Genomic DNA, 22,108 nt, shown 5'->3' on the forward strand with positions numbered 1-22,108 from the left:
CCGCTATAGCATGACTATCGCGACAACGCGCTTCACGAAATTTACCGCGAAAGCTCCTTGAGACCGAGCCGGATGAGCTTGGCGCTATCGCCGCCCTCCCCGCCATTTTTGAGCGCAGCGGCAACCGCGTTGGCAGCCTGGTCACGAGAGTAACCAAGATTTGTCAGCGCTGATACGGCATCCGCGACCGGCGCGGAAGCGACACCTTCTCCAAGCTCCTGCTTGAGCCCGATGGAGGCGGAAGCGTCTCCCGCAAAGGCCGGGGCCTTGTTGCGCAACTCGGTCACGAGGCGCACGGCCACCTTCGGCCCGACCCCCGGTGCACGCGAGATCATGGTTTTGTCTTGCAGGGCTATTGCATTGGCAAGTTCGGAAGGCGACAGCGTGGAAAGAACGGCCAGCGCCACCTTCGAGCCCACGCCCTGCACGCTTTGCAACAGATTAAACCACTCCCGCTCCAGCGCCGAGAGAAAGCCGAAGAGCTTCAGCTGGTCTTCACGCACATAGGTTTCGATGAAGAGCACCACAGCCTCCCCGACAGAGCCGATTTTCGACAAAGTGCGCGCCGAACAATAGGCGACGTAACAGACGCCATGCACATCCACCAGCACGTAATCCGCCCCGATTTCCTCGATGCTGCCTTTCAGTTTTCCGATCATGATGCCGCCCGCTCACTAAAAATGAAATTAACCGGCTGCCAGAAGCCGCCGCATCCTGTCACCACCGCGATTGTGCGCGTGGCAGATGGCGATGGCGAGCGCGTCCGCCGCATCGTTACCCTTGAATTCGGCCTTCGGCATCAGGATTTTCAGCATCATATGAATTTGCTGCTTTTCCCCATGCCCGACGCCGATCACAGCTTTCTTGACCGCATTGGGCGCATACTCGAAGACAGGCAACCCGGCGCGCGCCGGCACGAGCATGGCAATGCCCCGCGCCTGACCGAGTTTCAGCGTCGCAACCGCGTCCTTGTTCACAAAGGTCTGCTCCACCGCAGCCTCATCCGGCCGGTAGCTGTGTACCACTTCAGCCAGCCCATCATGCAACTGGCAGAGCCGGGAGGCGAGGTCCATATCACCATCCGACGTCACCGTACCGGAGGCGACAAATCTGAGGCTGTTGCCGAGGGTGTCGATGACACCCCAGCCGGTGCGCCGTAGCCCGGGGTCGATGCCGATGATCCGAATCGTGTTTTGCATGAGCTACCTTATCTTTCTGGCCCCGACCCTGCCAGCGATAAGTGAACAAAACGACAACATTCATTATATTTGCAGTGCAGCATTTACCACTGCTTAAGCCGCGTACCGCATTGTTCGCCCACAAAAACAAAATGGGGAGCTGCGGCCATGACGAGCCGCGGCGCAATATGTTCGCCAAATCAGCCGTCCAATGGCGCCCGTCATCCGAGGCGCGGGAACTGATCCGGCATTGGGGGCTGCATCGGCCATGCTCAACCGTTTTCATTCTATATCGACCAAAGTCCTGATTATTTTTTTAGCGCTGATGGCGATCTCGACCGGGACGCTCACGCTTCTCGGCTACCAGAGCAGCAGCCACGTTCTCGAAGAGCAGGCATCGAAGTCCATGGAAAGCGTTCTCGTCTTCCGCGGCGACATGCTTCAGGAGCGCCTCGAGCAGCTGAAAACCCAGGCGGATTCCATCGCCAAGATCGAATCCCTGCAAATGGCGGTCGTCTCCATGCGAAGCGGCTGGGGCACGGTTCAGAAAAACTCTGGTGACGCCAAGGCGGAGCTTCAGCGCGTTTTCGTCAAGGAAAACCCCTTCAGCGAGAAGGAAAAGCTGATCAAGCCGGAAAACCCGAGCGGCTTTTATTATTCAACCCATGAAAAGACCCAGACGGACATAGCCGGTTATCTCAAGGGGACTCCGTTCAGCGACGTGCTCTTCATCGATCCGGCCGGCACTGTCTATTACTCTTATCTTAAGGGGGCGGCCTTCGGGGAGACCGTCAATAACGGCGTCTGGGCGGAAAGCGGTCTTGGCGCCGCGTTCGCGCGGGGTGCTGCGAATGCCCAAAAGGCCGTAGACGATGTAGCTCAGACGAGCTTCTCCGGCCTTCGGATCGATGCGGCAACAAACGAGGCGGGCATCTATTTCGGTGTTCCCGTGGTCAAGTTCGGCGCCTTCAAGGGCATCGTTCTTTTCCGCGTGAAGGAGGATGTCTTCAGCCAAATCCTGACGAAGGGTGTCTCGGCGGGCAGCTCCGAGCAATCCGCAATCATTTCTGCCGATGGCAAGGTTCTCGGTGTGGAGGGCAGCAAACTCGTCAGCCTTGATCCGGCGATTTATGGATTTCACGGGCAGGCCCTTAACGCTGTGGGCATGACAGTCGCCACGATCGAACGCGCCGATGGCGAGGCAAACGCCTATGCCCGACCTTTTTCCTTTGCGGGGGAAAAATATCTTGCAGTGGAAAGCATGCTGCGCAGCGAATTGAATGCCGGGTCGATCTCGATTGCCGGGACGCTCGCTGTCATCGGTCTTTGCGTTCTGGCTGCAATGTGCGCGGCAACCGCCTTCTTCGCCCGGCGTCTTTTCGCGCCACTCGAAAAGCTTGCAGGCCTGACCGGCGAAGTAGCGGCAGGCCGTCTCGATGCGGAAATCGGAAATCAGGACCGCAAGGACGAGATCGGCCGCATGGCGCGGGCGCTGGGCAGTTTCCGTGAGAAGCTCATTCTCCAGCGGGAGATGGAAGAAACCGCTTCGCGCACACGAGAGGAAGCCGAAACGGCGCGTCGCGCGCATCTGGCGGAACGGGAGGCAGAGGCCGGGACTCTGCAGATGGTCGTCCATTCCTTGGATGAGGGGCTTGACCGGTTGGCGAATGGCAATCTGGCTTATCGCATAGAGACCGTTTTTCCGGCTGATCTTGAGAGCCTGCGCCACAACTTCAACACAGCCCTCGCCCGTCTGAGCGAGACCATGGAAGCCATTGGCGGCAATTCCGCTGCCGTGCGCGGCGGCTCGGAGGAAATGCGCGTGGGGGCCGATCAACTTGCGGAGCGCACCGAAAGACAGGCGGCTTCCATCACCGAGACGGCCAGCGCCATCAAGGCGATTACCGAGGCCGTCCGTGACCAGATCGAGCGCGCCGAACAGGCCACGCGCATTGCGCGCGACGCCAGTGCGGAGGCAACTGCATCGAGCCGCGTGATGGAACAGACGATCGCCGCCATGGAAGCCATCCAGACGTCGTCGCGCCAGATCAACCAGATCATCGGCGTCATCGACGAAATCGCTTTCCAGACAAATCTTCTGGCGCTCAACGCCGGCGTTGAAGCGGCGCGCGCAGGAGAAGCCGGCAAGGGGTTCGCAGTGGTCGCGCAGGAAGTCCGCGAGTTGGCGCAGCGGTCTGCCGCCGCGGCAAAGGAAATCACCAGCCTTCTCAAACGCTCCACCGACGAGGTTTCCGCCGGCGTCACGCTGGTGGAAAAGGCCGGCGCATCACTCACCGGCATCGGCAAGCACGTGCAGACCATCAGCGCACGTATCGAAGAGATCATGGAATCCACACGCGAGGAAGCGCACACGCTGTCGGAAATCAACAGCACCGTGGCAAGCCTCGACACCATGACCCAGCAGAATGCGGCAATGGTGGAAGAAACGACGGCAGCCATTCACAGCCTTGCTTCCGAGGCAGGTGAAATGGATGGCAGGCTCGGGCAGTTCGTGCTGCCTTCCACTTCTGACGCAGCAATGGCGAGAGGCGGCAGTCAACTCAGGCGCGCCGGCTAAGACAGAGCCGCCGGCAAAAAATCGGGGCCCCTTCGGAGGCCCCATTTTTTTTGAATCATCCTTCAATTCTGCGCGACCTGTCTGGTAAATGTCGCCAACCGCCTTACATCCGCAGCAACGACTTATTGCAGGAGTGTCGGCATGATCCCTTTTTCCATTCTCGACCTGTCGCCGATTGGCGAAGGCGAGAGCGTCAGTGCGGCGCTTGAAAATTCCCGCCGCATGGCGATCAAGGCAGAAGACCACGGCTACAATCGCATCTGGCTTGCTGAACACCACGGCATGCCAGGCATTGCCAGCGCCGCGACCTCGCTTGTCATCGCCCATGTCGGCGCGGCCACGAAACACATCCGTGTCGGCTCGGGCGGCATCATGCTGCCCAACCATTCGCCGCTCGTCATCGCGGAGCAGTTCGGTACACTCGCCGCGCTGCTGCCCGGCCGCGTCGATCTGGGTCTCGGTCGTGCCCCCGGGACCGATATGCGCACGGCAAGGGCGTTGCGCCGTAACCTTGATGCGGGCGCTGAAAATTTCCCACACGACATTGTCGAGTTGCAGCGTTACCTCGGCCCACCGCAGGCCGATCAGGCCATCCTCGCAGTCCCCGGCATGAACTCGAACGTTCCGATATGGCTGCTGGGCTCGAGCATCTACAGTGCGCATCTCGCCGCAGCACTCGGCCTGCCCTATTCCTTCGCATCGCATTTCGCGCCCGATATGCTCATGGAAGCGATCCATATCTATCGCGAGCGTTTCCAGCCTTCAGAGGTTCTGGACAAGCCTTATGTGATGGTCGGCGTGATGGGCGTCGGGGCCGATACGGACGAGGAAGCGCAGCATCTGTTCACCTCGTCGCAGCAGCAATTCGTGAACCTGCGCCGCAACGTTCGAACGCAGTTTCCAAAGCCGGTGGACAGCATGGACGACTACTGGAACGAGATGGAGCGTTTCTCGGTCGAGCACACGCTGCGTTTCGCGGCCGTTGGCTCTCCCCAGACGATCAAGCGTCATCTCGACGGCTTCCTTGCGGAAACGCAGGCGGATGAGCTGATAGTGTCGATGCCGATCCATGATATCGAGAAGCGGCTGCGCTCCGTGGAGATCTTTGCCGACGTGCGAACCTCCATAAAGAAGGCCGCCTAAACAAAGTCCCCGGAGCGGATCGCTACCGGGGCTTTTCGTCAGCCACGAAAGGTCAAGCTGAAAGCTTGGCCATGACTTCTTCTGAGACTTCGAAGTTCGAATAGACATTCTGGACATCGTCATCGTCTTCGAGATTGTCGATAAGCTTCATCAAAGACTGCGCCTTTTCTTCATCGACCGGCACCGTGTTCTGCGGCTTCCAGATGGCCTTGACGCTTTCGGCTTCGCCAAGCACCCCTTCCAGCGCCTTGGAGACTTCGTTCATCGCCTCGAATCCACAGATGATGGTGTGGCCGTCTTCAGACGATTCCACGTCGTCGGCGCCGGCTTCAATAGCGGCTTCCATGACCTTGTCGGCATCGCCGACTTCCGCCTTGTAAGTGATTTCGCCTACGCGGTCGAAGGAGAACGAAACCGAACCTGTTTCGCCCAGCGCGCCCCCAGCCTTGGTGAAGATGGAGCGGACGTTGGACGCGGTGCGGTTACGATTATCGGTCAAAGCCTCAACGATGACAGCGACACCGCCCGGGCCATAGCCCTCATACCGGACTTCATCATAGTTCTCGCCTTCGGCACCTGAGGCCTTTTTGATGGCGCGCTCGATGTTGTCCTTCGGCATGGACTGGGCCTTGGCGTTCTGGATGGCCAGACGCAGGCGCGGGTTCATATTCGGGTCGGGCATGCCCGTCTTGGCAGCAACGGTGATTTCACGCGCAAGCTTGGAAAACATTTTGGACCGCACGGAGTCCTGCTTGCCCTTGCGGTGCATGATGTTCTTGAACTGTGAATGACCAGCCATGGATAACCTGATTGTCGAAATTTGGAGATTGCCGGCCTTATAAGTGCGATAAGCGCATCGTTCAAGCCCGCAGGCGCTTTCTCTTAGCGTAACAATTGAAGGAACTGAATTAATCGCTTCTCGTTCTGATGGAGAACCGGCAGAGAAGAGCGCCAATTCTCTCCGCCGAGGGATCAAACCGGAAGGAGAGAACATATGGTCAGTCTGACTGAAGCAAGAGAAGCCCCGGCCCGCCAGCTCTGGGACGAAATCAATTCCGTTCATGCCGGCATGCTTGGCCTGGAGGGCCTGCACAGTCACATGCAGCCAATGGCACCCCACGCTGACCCAAAGACGAACACGATCTGGTTTTTCTCCAAGAGAGATACGGACCTCGTAAAATCCCTGAAGTCCGGCTCTCGAGCCCATTTCTGCGTCATTGGCAAGGACCATGATTATCACGCGTGCCTGTCAGGCGTTCTCGAAGTCCGTGACGATAAAGCAAAGCTCGATGAATACTGGAATTCCGTCACGGCCGCCTGGTACGAGCACGGCAAGAGCGATCCAGATCTGGTGATGTTGGCGCTTCACGTCGACGACGCCGATATCTGGGCCTCCACCGACAGCAAGCTCAAGTTCGGCTGGGAAATCGCAAAAGCCAACATGTCGGATGAAAAAATGCCCGACGTGGGCGTGCGCCAGCACCTCACCTTCGCCTGATCACAGCTCCCCCGGCCTTCCTCGCCCGCCACCAGTTACATGCCTTTTGGCACCAGTATCTGAGGCTGGCGGGGAAGGTTTCTCATTGATACGCGAATGACAGAATCGCCTGCATAGGCAATCTGGAAATTCCCTGCAAACATGCCAAGGAATTGCTCGAGCGGCGGGCCGGTTCGGTGCATCGGCAGAATGAGCGCGGAGCGCAGGCGCTTAACCACCCGGCTCATGCTATCCGCCCCCATGGTCAACCCGCCGTCAACCGGCACCATCAGCACATCCAGCCGCCCGATTTCCGCATAATGCGTGTCCGTCAGTTCGTGATGCAGATGGCCGAGATGGCCGATGCAAAGTCCGGCAACTTCGAAGATGAAGATGGAGTTGCCATTCTCCTGGAACGTTTCGTAATCGCCCCATCGGTTGCGAATATCGGTTGCAACATTACGAATATAAACATCGCCGACCAGTACCTTGTGATCTGCCTTCTCGCCGGGCGCTTCGCCCCAGCCGTGCAGGACATATTGGATTGCCGGGTCCGGATTAAGCGTGAAGTGGGTGGAATGAGCCCTGTTCATCGTCACCACAGTCGGCGTGACGGGTGGCCGAAAGACACCGTTATAATCCGTCGCGATGGTGACCCCGCCGGGACTCTCGATGAGGTAGGTGGAGTGACCGATGAAGCTTATCTTCACCTCTTCCTTCGCTGTCGCCTGCGCCAATTGAATATCAGGGGACTTGAAGCTTGCGAAGGTAACGTCGGGAATGTTGCTGGCGATCGCCTGGCATTGGCTGACAGGTGGTCTGCTGGCCGTTTGCGAGAAGGCGCCAGCCGTTGACGCGATCAGCCCGGATATTGCAAGCATTAGCACGCGCAGCATCATGCCACCCCCTTAACTTGCGAAGTTTAGGAAGATGCGGCAGGTTTTGCGGAGCGTCCAGCGACAACAGCGTGGGAACGTCTGCCCTCGCGTCATTGTGAACGCTTCAGGGGTTCAAACCCAGAAAGACGGGATAGTTTCCGAAAGCCTCGGGCCAAGACGCAGGGGCGCAATCTTTTCGGCGAGACCGGTGCGGTCGGATATTTCAACACCAACGCCGCAAATCGTCGCTGGGCCACTCGCGGCTTCGAAGCGTCCTTTCGGCATTTTGGAGATGAAGCGGTTGATCGGCTCCTCTTTCTCCATCCCGAGTGAGGAATCGTAGTCGCCGCACATGCCGGCATCGGACATGTAGGCCGTCCCGCCGTTCAGGATCTGTGCGTCGGCCGTCGGCACATGAGTGTGGGTGCCGACGACAAAACTCGCCCGACCATCCACAAAATGACCGAAGCACTGCTTCTCGCTGGTCGCCTCGGCATGGAAGTCGAAGATGATGGCGTCGGCCTGCTCTTTAAGCGGGCAGGCAGCAAGAATGGTCTCGGCGGATTTGAAGGGATCGTCCAGTTCCGGATGCATGAAGACCCGCCCCATGATGTTGGCGACGAGCACGCGTGCGCCGTTGCGGGCGTAAAACAGGCCGGAACCCTTGCCCGGCGTACCGTCGGGATAATTGGCCGGCCGTAGAAACTGGTCGTGCCGCTCGCTGAAGGAGACAGCTTCCTTCTGGTCCCAGACATGGTTACCAGTGGTTACGACATCTGCACCGGCGTTGATTGTCTCGAGATAGATGTCTTCGGTGATTCCAAACCCGCCGGCCGCGTTCTCACCGTTGACGATGACAAAATCCAGCTTCAAATCGGAAATTAGACCCGGCAATCGTTCCCAGACGGCCGTACGACCGGTCTTGCCAACCATATCTCCGAGAAAAAGCAGCCTCATTCACCCGCCCCGATCTTGCGCATGTTTCGATGTTTCGTCCCCTCTAGCGGGTAATCGATCTTTTAAAAAGTGCTAAACCGCGTTTTGCCCGCTACACGGAACCGACGACGGGACAGAGATCCAATGCAGACCGCTTTCGGTCAGGACGGCATGAAGCGGGACATCATGCGGCTCGGCGGGGATGGAGGCCGCTTCCTGGCAGTCGAACGCCACACCAACGAGAACAGGGTTTTTACCCTTTTCGTAAAGGCGGGCAATGGCGCGGTCATAATGCCCCGCTCCATAGCCGACCCGCTGGCCCTGGCCATCGAACACGGAGAGTGGCACGAGCAGCATATCGGGATCCAGAACGTGCGCGTCCTCGCCCGGGCCCGTCGTGCCGAAGCCGGTCTTCACCAGCGGCGTGTCCCCATCGAAAGCGCGGAAAACAATCGTCTCCCGATCCAGCACGACTGGAAGCACCAGACGCGCACCACGCCCACGCAACGCTTCCATCAGGGGACGGATATCAGCTTCGGAGCGGATCGGCATGAAACCGGAAATCACCGTGCCCGGCGCAAATGGCAGGCCGGTAGCACCGTGTTCTGTTATGGAAAGACTTTTCTGCTGCCGTTCCAAAGGCGTCAACGTGTCACGCGCGGCGAGTTTTTCGCCGCGCAACCGTGCTTTTTCGCCAGTGTCGCCGAGCATCAGGCGGCCCGGCTCACAAGAACCTTGTCAATGCGGTGCCCATCGAGGTCGATAACCTCGAAACGCCAGCCATTCCGCGTCACGTGTTCGCCAAGCTCTGGCAGACGACGGAATTCATCGAGAACCAGACCGGCGACGGTTTCGAACTCGGCATCCTCGGCAATCTGGAAACCCATGCGGTCGGCGAATTCATCCGCAGGCATCCAGCCGGCAACCAGGAACGAACCATCCTCGCGCTCGACCATGGCAGGCTCTTCATCGTCCTCTTCCTGGAAGGCACCGGTAATAGCCTCCAGAACGTCGCCGGAACTGATGATGCCTTCGAAATGGCCGTACTCGTCGTAAACCAGCACCATATGCACGGTGGAACGACGCAGGGACTGGATGACGTCGACCGCACTTGTCAGGTCGGAAACAACGGGAACCTCACGAAGCAGTTCGCGGATATTGAGTTCCTTGCCGGAAGCGAGGGCATCGAAGGCATCCTTGGCAAAAAGCACACCGAGGATCTCGTCCGAAGCGCCGTTTCGCACCGGCAGGCGCGAGCGCTGGGTCTGGCGCAACTGTTCGCGGATTTCGTCCGCCGTGTCTTCGATATCGACCACCTCCACATCGCGACGCGGCGTCATCAGTCCGCGCGCATTGCGGTCGGCAAGGCGCATGACGCTGGTAATCATGGCCGATTCCTCGGTTTCGATCACGCCAGCGCTGTGGGCCTCGGCCAGAACGGTTCGAATTTCATCGTCCGTGACAGACGCATTGGACTCGCCGCTGTGGCCAAGCAGGGCAAGGACCGCCTTGCCCGACCGGTCGAGCAGCCACACCAGCGGCGCGCCGATCTTCGAAAGCAACAACATGGTGGGAGCGACGCGCGCGGCGACCTTTTCGGGATCACGCAGCGCAATCTGCTTCGGAACGAGTTCCCCGACGATGAGCGACAGATAGGTGATGGCGACGACCACCGAACCGACGCCAAGCGCATCGGCGGCACGGTCCGGCACGCCCTGTTCCACCAGCCAGGCAGTGAACCGGGCGCCGAGGGTTGCGCCTGAAAATGCGCCGGACAGCACGCCGACCAACGTGATGCCGATCTGAACGGTGGAAAGAAAGCGTCCCGGATTTTCGGAAAGCGTGAGCGCCAGCGTGGCGCCTTTGCTGCCTTGAGCGGCAAGCACTTTAAGCCTCGCCGGTCTGGAGGAGACAACGGCAAGCTCGGACATGGCGAGCACACCGTTCAATACGGTGAGCAGGACCACGATCATAATTTCAGTAAACAAGTTTAGCTCTTTGGGCTGTTGAACGGCACGTCGCGGTTGTGACCGCAGCGCCCCTTTTTAAAGGGCATGACAGACATACCAATCCGGATAATAGGGAATTGTTCCGCCATTGCAATGACGACACAATAAAAAAGCCGCCTCCGGCAGCCATGAAAAATCACTGTCGACTATATCAGAAATGGAAAAAGCAACGGTTTGATCCGAAGCCTGAAGTGCGTTCCACGGCGACCGATGGAGAGTTACGATCCTGGGTGCCTACAAAAGTAGGTGGGCACCGTGTGTCCAGCCCCACGGGACTGGCCAGGGACAGCTCCCTTTGGATCGAGTATGGCCCCAGGGATTGTGGTTCCTGTCGGGAAGCGCAGAACGCAACCAAGATATAGGACGGATCAGCGAAAACCGCCAGAGGCGGGAAGCGAAATTTTACCGTAACAGAAGCATCAAACAGTCAGTGCGTCGCCGGCTTTGGCCGCGCCAGCAGTTTTTCGGTGATACCGTTCAGGCGGTCCGCCAGGTCGCCGATGGCAAGCGCCACCAGTTCATCCGATTTGGCCTTGTGCTCGGCCATGCCGTCACGGTTGCGCGAAAGGGATGCCACCTCGCCTTCAAGCTTCTCGATCTTGCGATTGAGCTCGGAAAGCTCGTCCATCACCATGATGCCGGCCATGACAGTCAAACGCAGATCGCCAATCTCCCCGAACTGGCTCTTGAGATGCCCGACATACCGGTCGAAACGGGTGGCGAGATCGGTCAGGTGTTCCTCCTGCCCTGCCTCGCAGGCCATACGATAGGCCTTGCCGTCGATCATAACTGTGACTTGCGCCATGAGCCCGCTCCTATCGATCCAGCACCGCGCGGATCGTTTCCATCGCCGTTACCAGCCGACGGGAAACCTCGCGATTGACTTCTTCAAGACGGTTGGCGCGAAACTCGGCCTGATCAAGCTCCTGCGCAAGTCTCGCTCGATCGACATGGACCCGTTTGACCTCATTGTCGATTTCGCCCGTCTCCCGCTGCCGCTCGATACGCATATCGATGGCATTTTCGAGATTTGTGATGGCAGCATTCAGCTCCGTCAGCGCAGATTGCACGGTCTTCTCAGCCGACATTGTTTTTTCCAACTCGCACGTCACCGGCCGAATCGTCCGGTTTCAGGCCACTTAAACGCTCACGAGGTTATTACCCGATTTACCATCCCGTCAATCAAACCAGTGCATTGTGGCGTTTTGCTCTGTGGATGAACGAAGAAACCAGGCTGGGTGGTACACCAAATCCGTTCCAGCCCCCGCTCTGCGAAACGATTTTTATCGACCGCAGAACCGCAATTGCCCGTCGATTTATTGACTTGCCTGCCTCACCTGCTATGGATCAACCCGCTTTTTGGATAGTTGCGTAAAACTATCTCCTTTCACCCGGAAACAGACGGAAAAGCCATGATTTCTCGCGACAAACACAACCGGATGGCCAATGCGATCCGCTTTCTTGCCATGGATGCAGTGGAGAAGGCCAATTCCGGCCATCCCGGTCTGCCGATGGGCGCCGCTGATGTCGCCACCGTTCTCTTCACCCGCTACCTGAAATTCGATCCGAAGGCGCCGCATTGGCCGGATCGCGACCGCTTCGTGCTGTCGGCGGGCCATGGCTCGATGCTTCTTTACTCGCTGCTCTATTTGACGGGCTACGAGGACATGACGATCGACGAAATCAAGCGCTTCCGTCAGTTCGGCTCCAAGACCGCCGGCCATCCCGAATATGGCCATGCGACCGGCATTGAAACGACGACCGGCCCGCTCGGCCAGGGCATCGCCAACGCTGTTGGCATGGCGATCGCCGAGCGCAAGCTCGAAGAAGAATTCGGCTCCGACCTGCAGAGCCACTTCACCTACGTCCTGTGCGGCGACGGCTGCCTGATGGAGGGCATCAGCCACGAGGCGATTGCGCTTGCCGGCCACCTGAAGCTGAACAAGCTCGTCCTCTTCTGGGATGACAACAACATCACCATTGACGGTGAAGTTGGTCTTTCCGACAGCACCGACCAGATCGCCCGCTTCCAGGCCGTTCACTGGAACACGATCCGCGTTGACGGCCATGATCCCGACGCGATTGCCGCTGCCATCGAGGCCGCGCATAAATCCGATCGTCCGACCTTTATCGCATGCAAGACCGTCATCGGTTTCGGCGCGCCGAACAAACAGGGTACCCATAAGGTCCACGGCAACCCGCTCGGCGCAGAAGAAATCGCTGCGGCCCGCAAGAGCCTGAACTGGGAAGCCGAAGCATTCGTCATTCCGGAAGACGTGCTGGATGCGTGGCGTCTTGCCGGTCTGCGCTCCACCAAGACACGCCAGGACTGGGAAGCCCGCCTCGAAGCGACTGAGACGGCCAAGAAGGCCGAGTTCAAGCGTCGCTTCGCCGGCGACCTGACGGGCAACTTCGACAGCTCGATCGACGCTTTTAAAAAGAAGATCATCGAGAACAACCCGACCGTTGCAACCCGCAAGGCCTCGGAAGACTCACTCGAAGTCATCAACGGCGTGCTTCCGGAAATGATCGGCGGTTCTGCCGACCTGACGCCGTCCAACAACACCAAGACCAGCCAGATGAAGTCCATCACGCCGACGGACTTCTCCGGCCGTTACCTTCATTACGGCATCCGCGAGCACGGCATGGCCGCTGCCATGAACGGCATCGCCCTGCATGGCGGCCTCATCCCCTATGCCGGCGGCTTCCTGATCTTCTCGGATTACTGCCGTCCGTCGATCCGTCTGGCTGCCCTCATGGGCATCCGTGTCGTCCACGTTCTGACGCATGATTCCATCGGCGTTGGCGAAGACGGCCCCACCCACCAGCCGGTGGAACAGATCGCAGCGCTTCGCGCCATTCCGAACCTGCTCGTCTTCCGCCCGGCAGATGAGACCGAGACGGCAGAATGCTGGCAGCTGGCGCTGGAACAGAAGCATCGCCCGTCAGCGCTGGCACTCACCCGCCAGAATCTCGCTCCGTCGCGCAAGGAATATGAAGAAAAGAACCTCTCTGCTTACGGCGCGTACGAACTCGTTTCCGCCAGCGATGCCAAGGTTTCGATCTTCGCTTCCGGTTCGGAAGTCGAAGTGGCTCTGAAGGCTGCCGCAACGCTGAAGGACAAGGGCGTATCCGCCCGCGTGGTTTCCGTTCCCTGCTTCGAACTCTTCAAGGAACAGCCGGAAACCTATCGCAACGCCATCATCGGCAAGGCTCCGGTCAAGATCGCGGTGGAAGCCGCCATCCGCCAGGGTTGGGATTACTTCATCGGTAACGATGGCGCTTTCGTCGGCATGCATTCCTTTGGTGCATCGGCCCCGGCAAAGGATCTCTTCAAGCACTTCGGCATCACGGCGGAAGCCGTTGTCGCCGCCGTCGAGGCAAAACTTGCGTGAGGGCTTCGAGAGCCCTTACCACTCAGCAAAGACCACGCCCATTTTTGTTCGGGAGACTGTAAATGACTGTAAAAGTTGCCATTAACGGCTTCGGCCGCATCGGCCGCAATGTTCTGCGCGCCATCGTCGAATCCGGCCGCACCGATATCGAAGTCGTTGCCATCAACGACCTCGGCCCGGTTGAAACCAACGCACACCTGCTGCGATACGATTCGATCCATGGCAAGTTCCCGGCCGAGGTAAAGGTCGAAGGCGACACGATCATCGTTGGCGGCGGCAAGCCGATCAAGGTCACCGCCGTTCGCGATCCGGCAACGCTGCCGCACAAGGAACTCGGCGTCGACATCGCCCTCGAGTGCACCGGCATCTTCACCGCCCGCGACAAGGCCGCTGCCCACCTGACGGCCGGCGCCAAGCGCGTCATCGTCTCGGCACCGGCTGACGGCGCCGACCTGACGGTCGTTTTCGGCGTCAACGACGACCAGCTGACGAAGGACCACCTTGTCATTTCCAATGCGTCCTGCACCACCAACTGCCTGGTGCCGGTCGTGAAGGTTCTCGATGACGTCGTTGGCATCGATCATGGCTTCATGACCACGATCCACTCCTACACGGGCGACCAGCCGACGCTCGACACCATGCACAAGGATCTGTACCGCGCTCGCGCCGCAGCCCTGTCCATGATCCCGACTTCGACCGGTGCTGCCAAGGCCGTTGGTCTGGTTCTGCCGCACCTTAAGGGCAAGCTGGACGGCACGTCGATCCGCGTTCCGACCCCCAACGTTTCGGTCGTGGACTTCAAGTTCATTGCCAAGCGCGCCACCACGGTCGGTGAAATCAACGAAGCGATCAAGTCCGCCGCCAACGGCAAGCTGAAGGGCATCCTCGGCTACACGGACGAGCCGCTGGTTTCGCGCGACTTCAACCACGACAGCCATTCGTCGATCTTCGCCAACGACCAGACCAAGGTCATGGAAGGCAATTTCGTGCGCGTTCTGTCCTGGTACGACAACGAGTGGGGCTTCTCCAACCGTATGTCGGACACGGCCGTCGCCTTCGCGAAGACAATCTAACGAATAATCTTCAATCAATGCAGGTCCGGCGGGAGCAATCCTGCCGGATTTTTTATTTCCGGATTTTTCCTCTCAAGTGCCGCCAAGTTTTCAAGTTCCTGCCTTTGTCTGGTCCATTTTGAAACGGACAAGGGACGCAGGGATAACGGTCGTGCGCAATGCACTTCGGCCCTGCCGTATCTTTCGATACACCCCGCCTTGCGTTACCTTTCAACGCCGCCGAACAAGCGCTGACAGATCGCAACCCGTGGCGCATTGACTGCGAACGTGCAGAGCAATCATTGCAGCGGCCAGCGCGGCGTGAAAGAGGCGGTGGACGTGGAATCATTTTATCTTCTGTTGCTGGTGGCAACTGTTCTTGTCCTCGTCGCTGCCTTCTCGAGCCTGATCGCCTACCGTTTCGGTGCGCCGCTGCTGCTGCTCTTCCTTGTGATTGGACTCGCGGCGGGTGTGGACGGTCTCGGTATTGAATTCACCAACAACCCTCTCGCTTATATGCTCGGTTCGCTGGTGCTCGCCGTCATCCTGTTCGACTCCGGGTTTGGCACGTCGATCCAGTCTTTCCGACTTTCCGCGGCGCCGGCAATGGCGCTTGCTACGGTCGGCGTCATTTTGACATCCGTCTTCTTTGCAGGCGCGGCCGCCCTGCTGCTCGGGCTCTCCTGGCTCGAAGGCCTGCTGCTTGGCGCTATCGTCGCCTCAACCGATGCGGCAGCGGTCTTCTTCCTACTGCGCATCGGCGGTATCCACATTCGCGACCAGGTGCGCTCGACGCTGGAAGTCGAATCCGGCACCAACGATCCGATGGCCATCTTCCTAACAGTCGCCCTGGTCGAGATCATCGCCAAAGGACAGGGCCTCTCCGGTATCGACAGCGGTTTTCTGCTGCTTTTTGTTGAGGAAATGGGGCTCGGCGTTATCTTCGGCGTGCTGGGCGGCCTCATGATCGCCACCGTCGTCAACCGTTTCGCCGCCGACCGCGGACTGGCGCCGATATTCGTGCTAGCCCTGGCGCTCCTCGTGTTTTCCTTCACCGGCACGATTGGCGGCAGCGGCTTTCTGGCGGTCTATGTCGCCGGCATCGTCGCCGGCAATCGCAGGATCTTTGCCAAGGAAACCATCCGTCGCTTCCACGAGGGGCTGACATGGCTTGCTCAGATCATCATGTTCCTGATGCTCGGCCTGCTTGCGACGCCGTCGCAATTTCCAGCAATCGCGATTCCAGCCATCCTGCTGGCGCTGTTCCTGATCTTCGTCGCCCGTCCGCTCGCCGTTTGGCTGAGCCTCATGCCTTTCAACTACACGCAACAGGAAACATCCTTCGTCGCCTGGGTCGGCTTGCGCGGAGCGGTCTCGATCCTGCTTGCCATCATGCCAATTCTTGGCGGGCTTGATGATGCGCAGATCTATTTCAATGCCGCCTTCATCATCGTGCTGGTATCGCTTCTCGTGCAGGGCTGGACCATCAAGCCGGTGGCGACACGGCTGGGGCTTATCGTGCCTCCACGCATGGGGGAAGTGGACAAGCTGGAGGTAGACCTTCCCGGCACGGCCAATCACGAACTGATTTCCTATCGCGTCGCCAGAGGCAGCGCCATCATGCAGGGCGAGCGCATTCCGCGCTGGGCGATGCCTTCACTCGTCGTGCGCGACGGCAAGTCGATCCGCTACCAATATGCCGGGCGGCTGCGTGAAAACGACCTCGTTTATCTCTTCATAGCGCCTGGTTACTCCCGGCTGATCGACCGGCTGTTTGCCAGCGCTCTGCCCGTTGCAGATGACGATGCCGATTTCTTCGGCACATTCGCGATCTCGCCCACCCGCCCGGCAAAGGAACTGGACGCAGCCTATGGTCCCGGTTTGCTGTCGCCTACCGAGCAGGCGATGAGCGTCGCAGAATTGATCGAGGCACGCCTTGCCGGCAAAGCTGATTACGCCGATCGGGTCCGTCTTGGCTCCATCGTTCTGATTGTGCGGGCGCTGGACGAACATGAGGCGATCACCGGCGTCGGAATTTCGCTTGAACCGGTTGAGCCGGCAACCAGCCTCCCGATCTTCATCAGCTTCTCGGAAATCCTCAATCGCGTTCGGGAATACGTGGCGCGCAGGCGCCAGCCACGCCTTCAGGACCACCAGGAGAACGTGCCTGCGCCTCCCAATACCGTGAGAGAAAATGAGGGTTGACCGACTTGCGTCGGCATTCAGGCATAGTATGTTCCCTGCCGAACTCGCAACAAATCAGGATCGACCCATGCCCGCTTTTAAGACCCTCGACGACCTCAACGACATTGCCGGAAAGCGCGTTCTTGTACGCGTTGATCTCAACGTGCCGGTCGCAGATGGCAAGGTGACGGACGCGACCCGTATCGAGCGGGTCGCGCCGACTATCCTGGAGCTGTCTTCAAAGGGTGCCAAAGTCATCCTGCTCGCCCACTTTGGCCGTCCAAAGGGCGAGCCGGTCGCCGAGATGTCGCTCTCGCAGATCGTGCCTGCCGTTGAAGACGTGCTGGACCATGCCGTTTCCTTCGCCAGCGACTGCGTCGGCGCACCGGCGGCAGACGCCGTTGCAAAAATGAATGACGGCGACATCCTGCTTCTGGAAAACACCCGTTTTCATAAGGGCGAAGAGAAGAACGATCCCGCTTTCGTCGAGGCGCTCGCAGCAAATGGCGATATCTATGTCAACGACGCCTTTTCCGCGGCCCACCGCGCCCATGCCTCGACCGAGGGGCTGGCGCGTCATCTGCCTGCCTATGCCGGCCGCACTATGCAGGCCGAACTCGAGGCGTTGGAAAAAGGCCTCGGCCAGCCCGTTCGCCCGGTGGTTGCCATCGTCGGCGGCGCCAAGGTTTCGAGCAAGATCGATCTCTTGATGAACCTCGTCAAAAAGGTCGATGCCCTCGTGATCGGCGGCGGCATGGCCAACACGTTCCTCGCGGCGCGCGGGACGAATGTCGGCAAGTCTCTCTGCGAGCATGATCTGGCCGAAACCGCAAAACATATCATGATCGAAGCGGCGACGGCCGGCTGCGCCATCGTGCTGCCGGAAGATGGCGTTGTCGCGCGCGAGTTCAAGGCGGGTGCCGCTAACGAAACCGTCGATATCAACGCTATTCCGGCCGATGCCATGGTTCTCGATGTGGGCCCAAAATCCGTTGAAAGCATCAATGCCTGGATTTCCCGCGCCGAAACCCTCGTCTGGAACGGCCCGCTCGGCGCATTCGAAATCGAGCCCTTCGATGCAGCAACCGTGGCTGCGGCGAAACATGCAGCCGAATGCACCAAAGCCGGCAAGCTCATCTCCGTCGCCGGTGGAGGCGATACCGTCGCTGCGTTGAACCATGCGGGGGTATCGGACGATTTCTCCTACATCTCGACCGCCGGCGGCGCGTTCCTGGAATGGATGGAAGGCAAGGAACTGCCGGGCGTTGCCATACTGACCGCCGCCAAGTAAACTTATCTCACTTGCCTGACACGAGGCCGGACAAGCCATGCTTGTCCGGCCTTGTCTTTTGGTAAGTGCACGCGGAGGAAAAGTTTCAAACGATTGAAATCATTTCAATCGTTTCAATGAGTTAGCGTGCCATTTCCCTGCCCTGGAACTTCTGTTATCGGGAATTTATTGTGCCTTGGGAGAATAGCAAATGACCGAACGTCTCGAAGACATCGCAATCAAAATGGTCGCCGACGGCAAAGGCCTGCTCGCCGCCGACGAATCCACGGGAACGATCAAGAAGCGTTTCGACAGCATCAACCTGGAATCGACCGAAACCTCGCGCCGCGACTATCGCGAGATGCTGTTCCGCTCCGAAGACGCCATGAAGAAATACATCTCCGGCGTTATCCTTTACGAAGAGACCCTGTTCCAGAAGGCCGCCGACGGCACGCCGTTCGTTGACATCATCAAGGCCGCGGGCAGCCTGCCGGGCATCAAGGTGGATATCGGTGCCAAGCCGATGGCCTTCCACCCGCATGAATTCATTACCGAAGGCCTTGATGGTCTTTACGAGCGCCTGCGCAAGTATCACGAAGCCGGCGCGCGTTTCGCCAAGTGGCGCGGCGTCATCACCATCGGTGAGCAGCGTCCGAGCTGGGGTTCGATCAAGGCCAACTCCCAGTCTCTCGCCCGTTATGCCGCGCTCTGCCAGCAGGCGGATATCGTTCCGATCGTGGAGCCTGAAGTGCTGATGGATGGCGAACCGGGCACGCATGACATCGACCGCTGTGCAGAAGTCACGCAATGGGTTCTCCAGACCGTCTTTGCAGACCTGTTCGACGCCCGCGTCAACCTTGAAGGCATGATCCTGAAGCCGAACATGATCATCGACGGCAAAAAGGCCCGCAAGGCTTCGGTTGAAGAAGTGGCGGAAAAGACCGTCAAGGTGCTGAAAGCAACCGTGCCGTCAGCCGTTCCGGGCATTGCCTTCCTTTCCGGCGGCCAATCATCGGAAGAAGCGACGGCGCACCTCTCCGCCATGAATGCCGGTTACGACCTGCCGTGGTCGCTCACCTATTCATATGGCCGCGCCCTTCAGGATACCGCTCTCAAGACCTGGGGCGGCAAGCAGGAGAACGTCGCTGCCGGCCAGCGTGCCTTCACGCATCGCGCCGCCATGAACAGCCTCGCCGCCAAGGGCAGCTGGAAACAGGAACTCGAAAAGGCAGCCTGAGGCTTCCCCCGCAGACATACCATAAAAGAAGCCGCCTCCCGGGGCGGCTTTTTCTTTAGAGTGATATGGCGTCAATGAAGGCCTAGGGCCGCAAGAGTAGCGTCGCCGACCAGATGACAAAAGCGGCAACCGCAATCTTCCAGCAATCACCCCTTTTCTTGAGGCCCGGCAGGCCCAGAGGCCGAATGATCTGAACCAGCATGGCCAGCAGTAAAAAAAGGCCGATCGCCTTCGTCATTTATTGAGCCTTTTCTTTATTTCTGCATCGTCACAGGCTGGACATTTTTACCGTTCACCAGAAGAGTGCAACTCATTCGGGTGACCCCGGTTGATTGGCTTGTCGGCTGTCCGTACGAACGCATGAGAGTGACTTTATGAGCAGAAATCTTCTACCTGTATTCGCTCTTTTATCCAGCACTCTGTTTCTTTTTCTCGGTAACGGCCTTCAGGGTCTCATCCTGCCGGTGCGCGGTTCGGCGGAGGGTTATTCCAACGAAATCCTCGGTTTCCTCGGCACGTCCTGGGCGGCGGGCTTTGTCATCGGTTGCTTCGTCGCCCCGGCCATCGTTCGCCGCGCGGGACATGTGCGGGCGTTCGCCTCTTTTGTCGCACTGGTGTGCCTGACAGTCCTGATGACCGGCCTGATCGTCGATGACATCTGGTGGATCACGTTGCGCGCGCTTACCGGCTTCTGCACCGCTGGCACCTCCATGATCATTGAGAGTTGGCTGAACGAACGCGCGACCAATGAGAGCCGCGGCATGATCTTTTCGCTTTACATTGCCATCACCCTGCTCGGCGTCGTCGCGGGTCAGATGATCGTGCCGATGGGCGATGTCAGTAATACGTCGCTGTTCATGATATGCGGCATCATCTATTGCATCGCCATTTTGCCGGCCACACTTTCGAAGGCCGCCAGCCCCCAGCCATTGCAAAAGGTCAAGCTGGATCTGCCCGCTCTTTACCGCAACTCACCCGTCTCCTTCGTCGGCATCCTGATGATCGGCATCGCCAACGGTGCGTACGGCACGCTGGGCGCCGTCTTCGGCGCCAGGGCCGGTCTCGATCCGACCATGATCGCCATCATGGTTTCGGTCACGATCTTCGTCGGCGCGCTCGCACAATTTCCGGCCGGACGCCTTTCCGACAGGATTGACCGGCGTTATGTCCTGGCGGGCCTCGCCGGTCTCGGCGCGGTTGCCGGTCTCTCCGTTGCTGCGGTCCAACCGCACAACGTTTATGTGCTCATCCCGATGATTGCCATTTATGGCGCCGCAGCAAATGCGCTCTATCCCATTGCCGTCGCCCATGCCAATGACTTTGCGGCGTCACAGGATTTCGTTAAGGTGTCGGGCGGCCTGCTTCTGCTTTACGGCATTGGCACAATCATCGGGCCGACGCTCGGCGGTGCGGTCATGACCTATTCCGGACCCTACGCCCTCTTCTTTGTCACCGGCCTCGCTCACATCTTGATCACCGCCTACGCCATCATCAGAAGCCGCAGGCGTGCCGCTCTTTCGACCGACGAAAAAGACAATTTCTCAACGATGATGCCGACAACACCCTCGCCGCTGGTGACGCCGGAAAGTATTGCGCTCGATCCCCGCGCACCGCAATATCCAGAGGAAGGGGACGGCCATGTTGAAAAAGGAGCAGGCATATGAGCCTCTTTGATGATGATCGTCCGCAGAAGCCGCGAGCACACGAGATCGGCAGCGATCTCAGCCTTCTATCGGTGGATGAATTGAGCAATCGCATCGAAATTCTGCAGGCAGAGATTGCCCGACTCGAAGACGAGAAAAAGAAGAAGTCTGCCGGCAGGGAGGCGGCGGAGAACCTGTTTCGCTCGTGACGAGTCGTCTGCAACTTCGCCAGCAGGAAGCTCAAGTTGGATTTCTACGGAACCAAGATTAATCAGACTAGTGATTTCGGTGCAGTCTTTCGTTTACCATTAACCAAAAATTAAGCTTTCTGAGAGATTACTATACATGTCCAGTTCTTCTGGACCTCAGGCATCTTCTCCATACGGCGAATTGGTCTGATTTTTCTCCCTGTTTTACCTTGAGAGCCGCTTTCGCGGCTCTTTTTTTGCCGTGCAACCTATTTGGTAAAACTGTGGGTATTAACCCTTCTTTAATAATTGCCTTGCGCATTTCAGGTAAAGATACGATCCTGAAAACACTAAAGGCCGGAACAAAATATCCGGATCGTCGTTGCCTGACAGTGTGGTGCGTGAGCAGGGATTTAAAGAAATGTCAGAACAGGTTTTAAATACCATAAGCTTTGCGGGTCGCGCGGCTGCTTCCAACCAGTTCAAGACCCTCTATACCGAAGGCATGACGTTGGTCGAGGAAACGGCCAGCTATCTCGACGGTGCAGGCCGCACCGCTTCCAAGGTTCTGCCACGTATGGCGTCGGTTCTTTACGCTGCAGAATCGATGCGTCTTACAACGCGGCTGATGCAGATGGCATCGTGGCTTCTTCTGCAGCGCGCCGTCAACAATGGCGAAATGACGCGCGACCAGGTTCTGAGTGAAAAGAACAAGGTACGCCTCGACAGCTTCAATGTTGACCGGAATGCGCCAGGCTGGAACGACCTGCCGGAATCCTTCCGTGATCTGATCGAACGTTCGCTGCGCCTGCAGAACCGGGTTGCCCTGCTTGACCGCGAAATCTATCGCCCGTCCGAAGCAGCCAAGGTGCCGGACAACGAGAACAGCGTCCAGGCACAGCTCAACCTTCTACGCACGGCTTTCACGATCAACTGATAA

Annotated in this window: 21 protein-coding genes and 1 other RNA gene; 11 read left to right on the forward strand and 11 right to left on the reverse strand. The window is 58.7% G+C overall.

What is annotated here, in order from left to right; all coding sequences use genetic code 11:
• Positions 1–41: 41 nt before the first annotated feature.
• Together ruvA and ruvC are read right to left on the reverse strand one after the other, a co-directional pair.
• Positions 42–659 carry a Holliday junction branch migration protein RuvA gene (gene ruvA / locus FS804_RS11325; protein WP_063950379.1) on the reverse strand — a complete coding sequence of 206 codons (618 nt, stop codon included), beginning with the start codon at positions 657–659 and terminating at the stop codon, positions 42–44.
• Between the two features lie 27 nt (positions 660–686).
• Positions 687–1,199 carry a crossover junction endodeoxyribonuclease RuvC gene (gene ruvC, locus FS804_RS11330; RefSeq protein WP_144576667.1) on the reverse strand — a complete coding sequence of 171 codons (513 nt, stop codon included), beginning with the start codon at positions 1,197–1,199 and terminating at the stop codon, positions 687–689.
• A 247-nt stretch (positions 1,200–1,446) separates the two neighbouring features.
• Between ruvC and FS804_RS11335 the strand changes: the two genes are divergently transcribed.
• The gene (locus FS804_RS11335) at positions 1,447–3,756 is read left to right on the forward strand and encodes a methyl-accepting chemotaxis protein (protein WP_144576668.1); all 2,310 of its coding nucleotides are present in this window, start codon (positions 1,447–1,449) and stop codon (positions 3,754–3,756) included.
• A gap of 141 nt (positions 3,757–3,897) precedes the next feature.
• The gene (locus tag FS804_RS11340) at positions 3,898–4,899 is read left to right on the forward strand and encodes an LLM class flavin-dependent oxidoreductase (protein ID WP_063950376.1); all 1,002 of its coding nucleotides are present in this window, start codon (positions 3,898–3,900) and stop codon (positions 4,897–4,899) included.
• 52 nt (positions 4,900–4,951) lie between these two features.
• Here the strand turns inward: FS804_RS11340 and FS804_RS11345 are convergent, their stop codons facing one another.
• The gene (locus FS804_RS11345; protein ID WP_063950375.1) at positions 4,952–5,698 is read right to left on the reverse strand and encodes a YebC/PmpR family DNA-binding transcriptional regulator; all 747 of its coding nucleotides are present in this window, start codon (positions 5,696–5,698) and stop codon (positions 4,952–4,954) included.
• A 195-nt stretch (positions 5,699–5,893) separates the two neighbouring features.
• Here FS804_RS11345 and FS804_RS11350 point away from each other — a divergent pair, with 195 nt between their 5' ends.
• Positions 5,894–6,397 (forward strand): pyridoxamine 5'-phosphate oxidase family protein, encoded by a 504-nt coding sequence (locus tag FS804_RS11350; RefSeq protein ID WP_063950374.1) that lies wholly within the window; start codon positions 5,894–5,896, stop codon positions 6,395–6,397.
• 35 nt (positions 6,398–6,432) lie between these two features.
• Here FS804_RS11350 and FS804_RS11355 read toward each other — a convergent pair whose 3' ends face one another.
• The 7 genes from FS804_RS11355 to FS804_RS11390 form a co-directional block, all read right to left on the reverse strand.
• Positions 6,433–7,275 (reverse strand): MBL fold metallo-hydrolase, encoded by an 843-nt coding sequence (locus FS804_RS11355; protein ID WP_144576669.1) that lies wholly within the window; start codon positions 7,273–7,275, stop codon positions 6,433–6,435.
• Between the two features lie 111 nt (positions 7,276–7,386).
• The gene (locus FS804_RS11360; RefSeq protein ID WP_063950372.1) at positions 7,387–8,211 is read right to left on the reverse strand and encodes a TIGR00282 family metallophosphoesterase; all 825 of its coding nucleotides are present in this window, start codon (positions 8,209–8,211) and stop codon (positions 7,387–7,389) included.
• A 72-nt stretch (positions 8,212–8,283) separates the two neighbouring features.
• Positions 8,284–8,901 (reverse strand): 5-formyltetrahydrofolate cyclo-ligase, encoded by a 618-nt coding sequence (locus tag FS804_RS11365; protein WP_144576670.1) that lies wholly within the window; start codon positions 8,899–8,901, stop codon positions 8,284–8,286.
• Complete coding sequence (locus tag FS804_RS11370) at positions 8,901–10,163, reverse strand: hemolysin family protein (protein WP_063950370.1); 1,263 nt, start codon at positions 10,161–10,163, stop codon at positions 8,901–8,903. Before FS804_RS11370 ends, FS804_RS11365 begins: the two co-directional genes overlap by 1 nt.
• 227 nt (positions 10,164–10,390) lie before the next feature.
• Positions 10,391–10,549: non-coding RNA, 6S RNA (gene ssrS / locus FS804_RS11380), on the reverse strand.
• A gap of 77 nt (positions 10,550–10,626) precedes the next feature.
• A complete protein-coding gene (locus FS804_RS11385; RefSeq protein WP_063950369.1) occupies positions 10,627–11,004 on the reverse strand; it encodes a cell division protein ZapA in 378 nt (125 codons plus the stop codon).
• Positions 11,005–11,014: 10 nt separating this feature from the next.
• Positions 11,015–11,287: a DUF4164 domain-containing protein gene (locus FS804_RS11390; protein WP_046799912.1), complete on the reverse strand. Its 273-nt coding sequence runs from the start codon at positions 11,285–11,287 to the stop codon at positions 11,015–11,017.
• A gap of 324 nt (positions 11,288–11,611) precedes the next feature.
• Between FS804_RS11390 and tkt the strand changes: the two genes are divergently transcribed.
• From tkt to FS804_RS11415, 5 genes are all read left to right on the forward strand, one after another.
• A complete protein-coding gene (gene tkt, locus FS804_RS11395) occupies positions 11,612–13,594 on the forward strand; it encodes a transketolase (RefSeq protein ID WP_144576671.1) in 1,983 nt (660 codons plus the stop codon).
• A gap of 62 nt (positions 13,595–13,656) precedes the next feature.
• Positions 13,657–14,667 carry a type I glyceraldehyde-3-phosphate dehydrogenase gene (gene gap, locus FS804_RS11400; RefSeq protein ID WP_144576672.1) on the forward strand — a complete coding sequence of 337 codons (1,011 nt, stop codon included), beginning with the start codon at positions 13,657–13,659 and terminating at the stop codon, positions 14,665–14,667.
• Positions 14,668–14,985: 318 nt separating this feature from the next.
• A complete protein-coding gene (locus tag FS804_RS11405) occupies positions 14,986–16,851 on the forward strand; it encodes a potassium/proton antiporter (RefSeq protein ID WP_144576673.1) in 1,866 nt (621 codons plus the stop codon).
• Between the two features lie 67 nt (positions 16,852–16,918).
• A complete protein-coding gene (gene pgk, locus FS804_RS11410) occupies positions 16,919–18,121 on the forward strand; it encodes a phosphoglycerate kinase (protein ID WP_144576674.1) in 1,203 nt (400 codons plus the stop codon).
• A 190-nt stretch (positions 18,122–18,311) separates the two neighbouring features.
• A complete protein-coding gene (locus FS804_RS11415) occupies positions 18,312–19,337 on the forward strand; it encodes a class I fructose-bisphosphate aldolase (RefSeq protein ID WP_144576675.1) in 1,026 nt (341 codons plus the stop codon).
• A gap of 82 nt (positions 19,338–19,419) precedes the next feature.
• Here the strand turns inward: FS804_RS11415 and FS804_RS24945 are convergent, their stop codons facing one another.
• Complete coding sequence (locus FS804_RS24945) at positions 19,420–19,575, reverse strand: hypothetical protein (protein WP_172801642.1); 156 nt, start codon at positions 19,573–19,575, stop codon at positions 19,420–19,422.
• A 136-nt stretch (positions 19,576–19,711) separates the two neighbouring features.
• Here FS804_RS24945 and FS804_RS11420 point away from each other — a divergent pair, with 136 nt between their 5' ends.
• The 3 genes from FS804_RS11420 (at position 19,712) to FS804_RS11430 (ending at position 22,105) form a co-directional block, all read left to right on the forward strand.
• Positions 19,712–21,001, forward strand: a complete 1,290-nt coding sequence (locus tag FS804_RS11420; protein ID WP_144576676.1) for an MFS transporter — start codon at positions 19,712–19,714, stop codon at positions 20,999–21,001.
• Positions 20,998–21,189, forward strand: coding sequence for a DUF1192 domain-containing protein (locus FS804_RS11425; RefSeq protein WP_063950364.1), 192 nt, complete (start codon positions 20,998–21,000; stop codon positions 21,187–21,189). The genes FS804_RS11420 and FS804_RS11425 overlap by 4 nt, the downstream gene beginning before the upstream one ends.
• A 400-nt stretch (positions 21,190–21,589) precedes the next feature.
• Complete coding sequence (locus FS804_RS11430; RefSeq protein WP_063950363.1) at positions 21,590–22,105, forward strand: DUF1465 family protein; 516 nt, start codon at positions 21,590–21,592, stop codon at positions 22,103–22,105.
• Positions 22,106–22,108 lie beyond the last annotated feature (3 nt).

Source organism: Agrobacterium sp. DE0009 (assembly GCF_007680755.1).
GTDB classification, from domain to species: domain Bacteria; phylum Pseudomonadota; class Alphaproteobacteria; order Rhizobiales; family Rhizobiaceae; genus Agrobacterium; species Agrobacterium tumefaciens_B.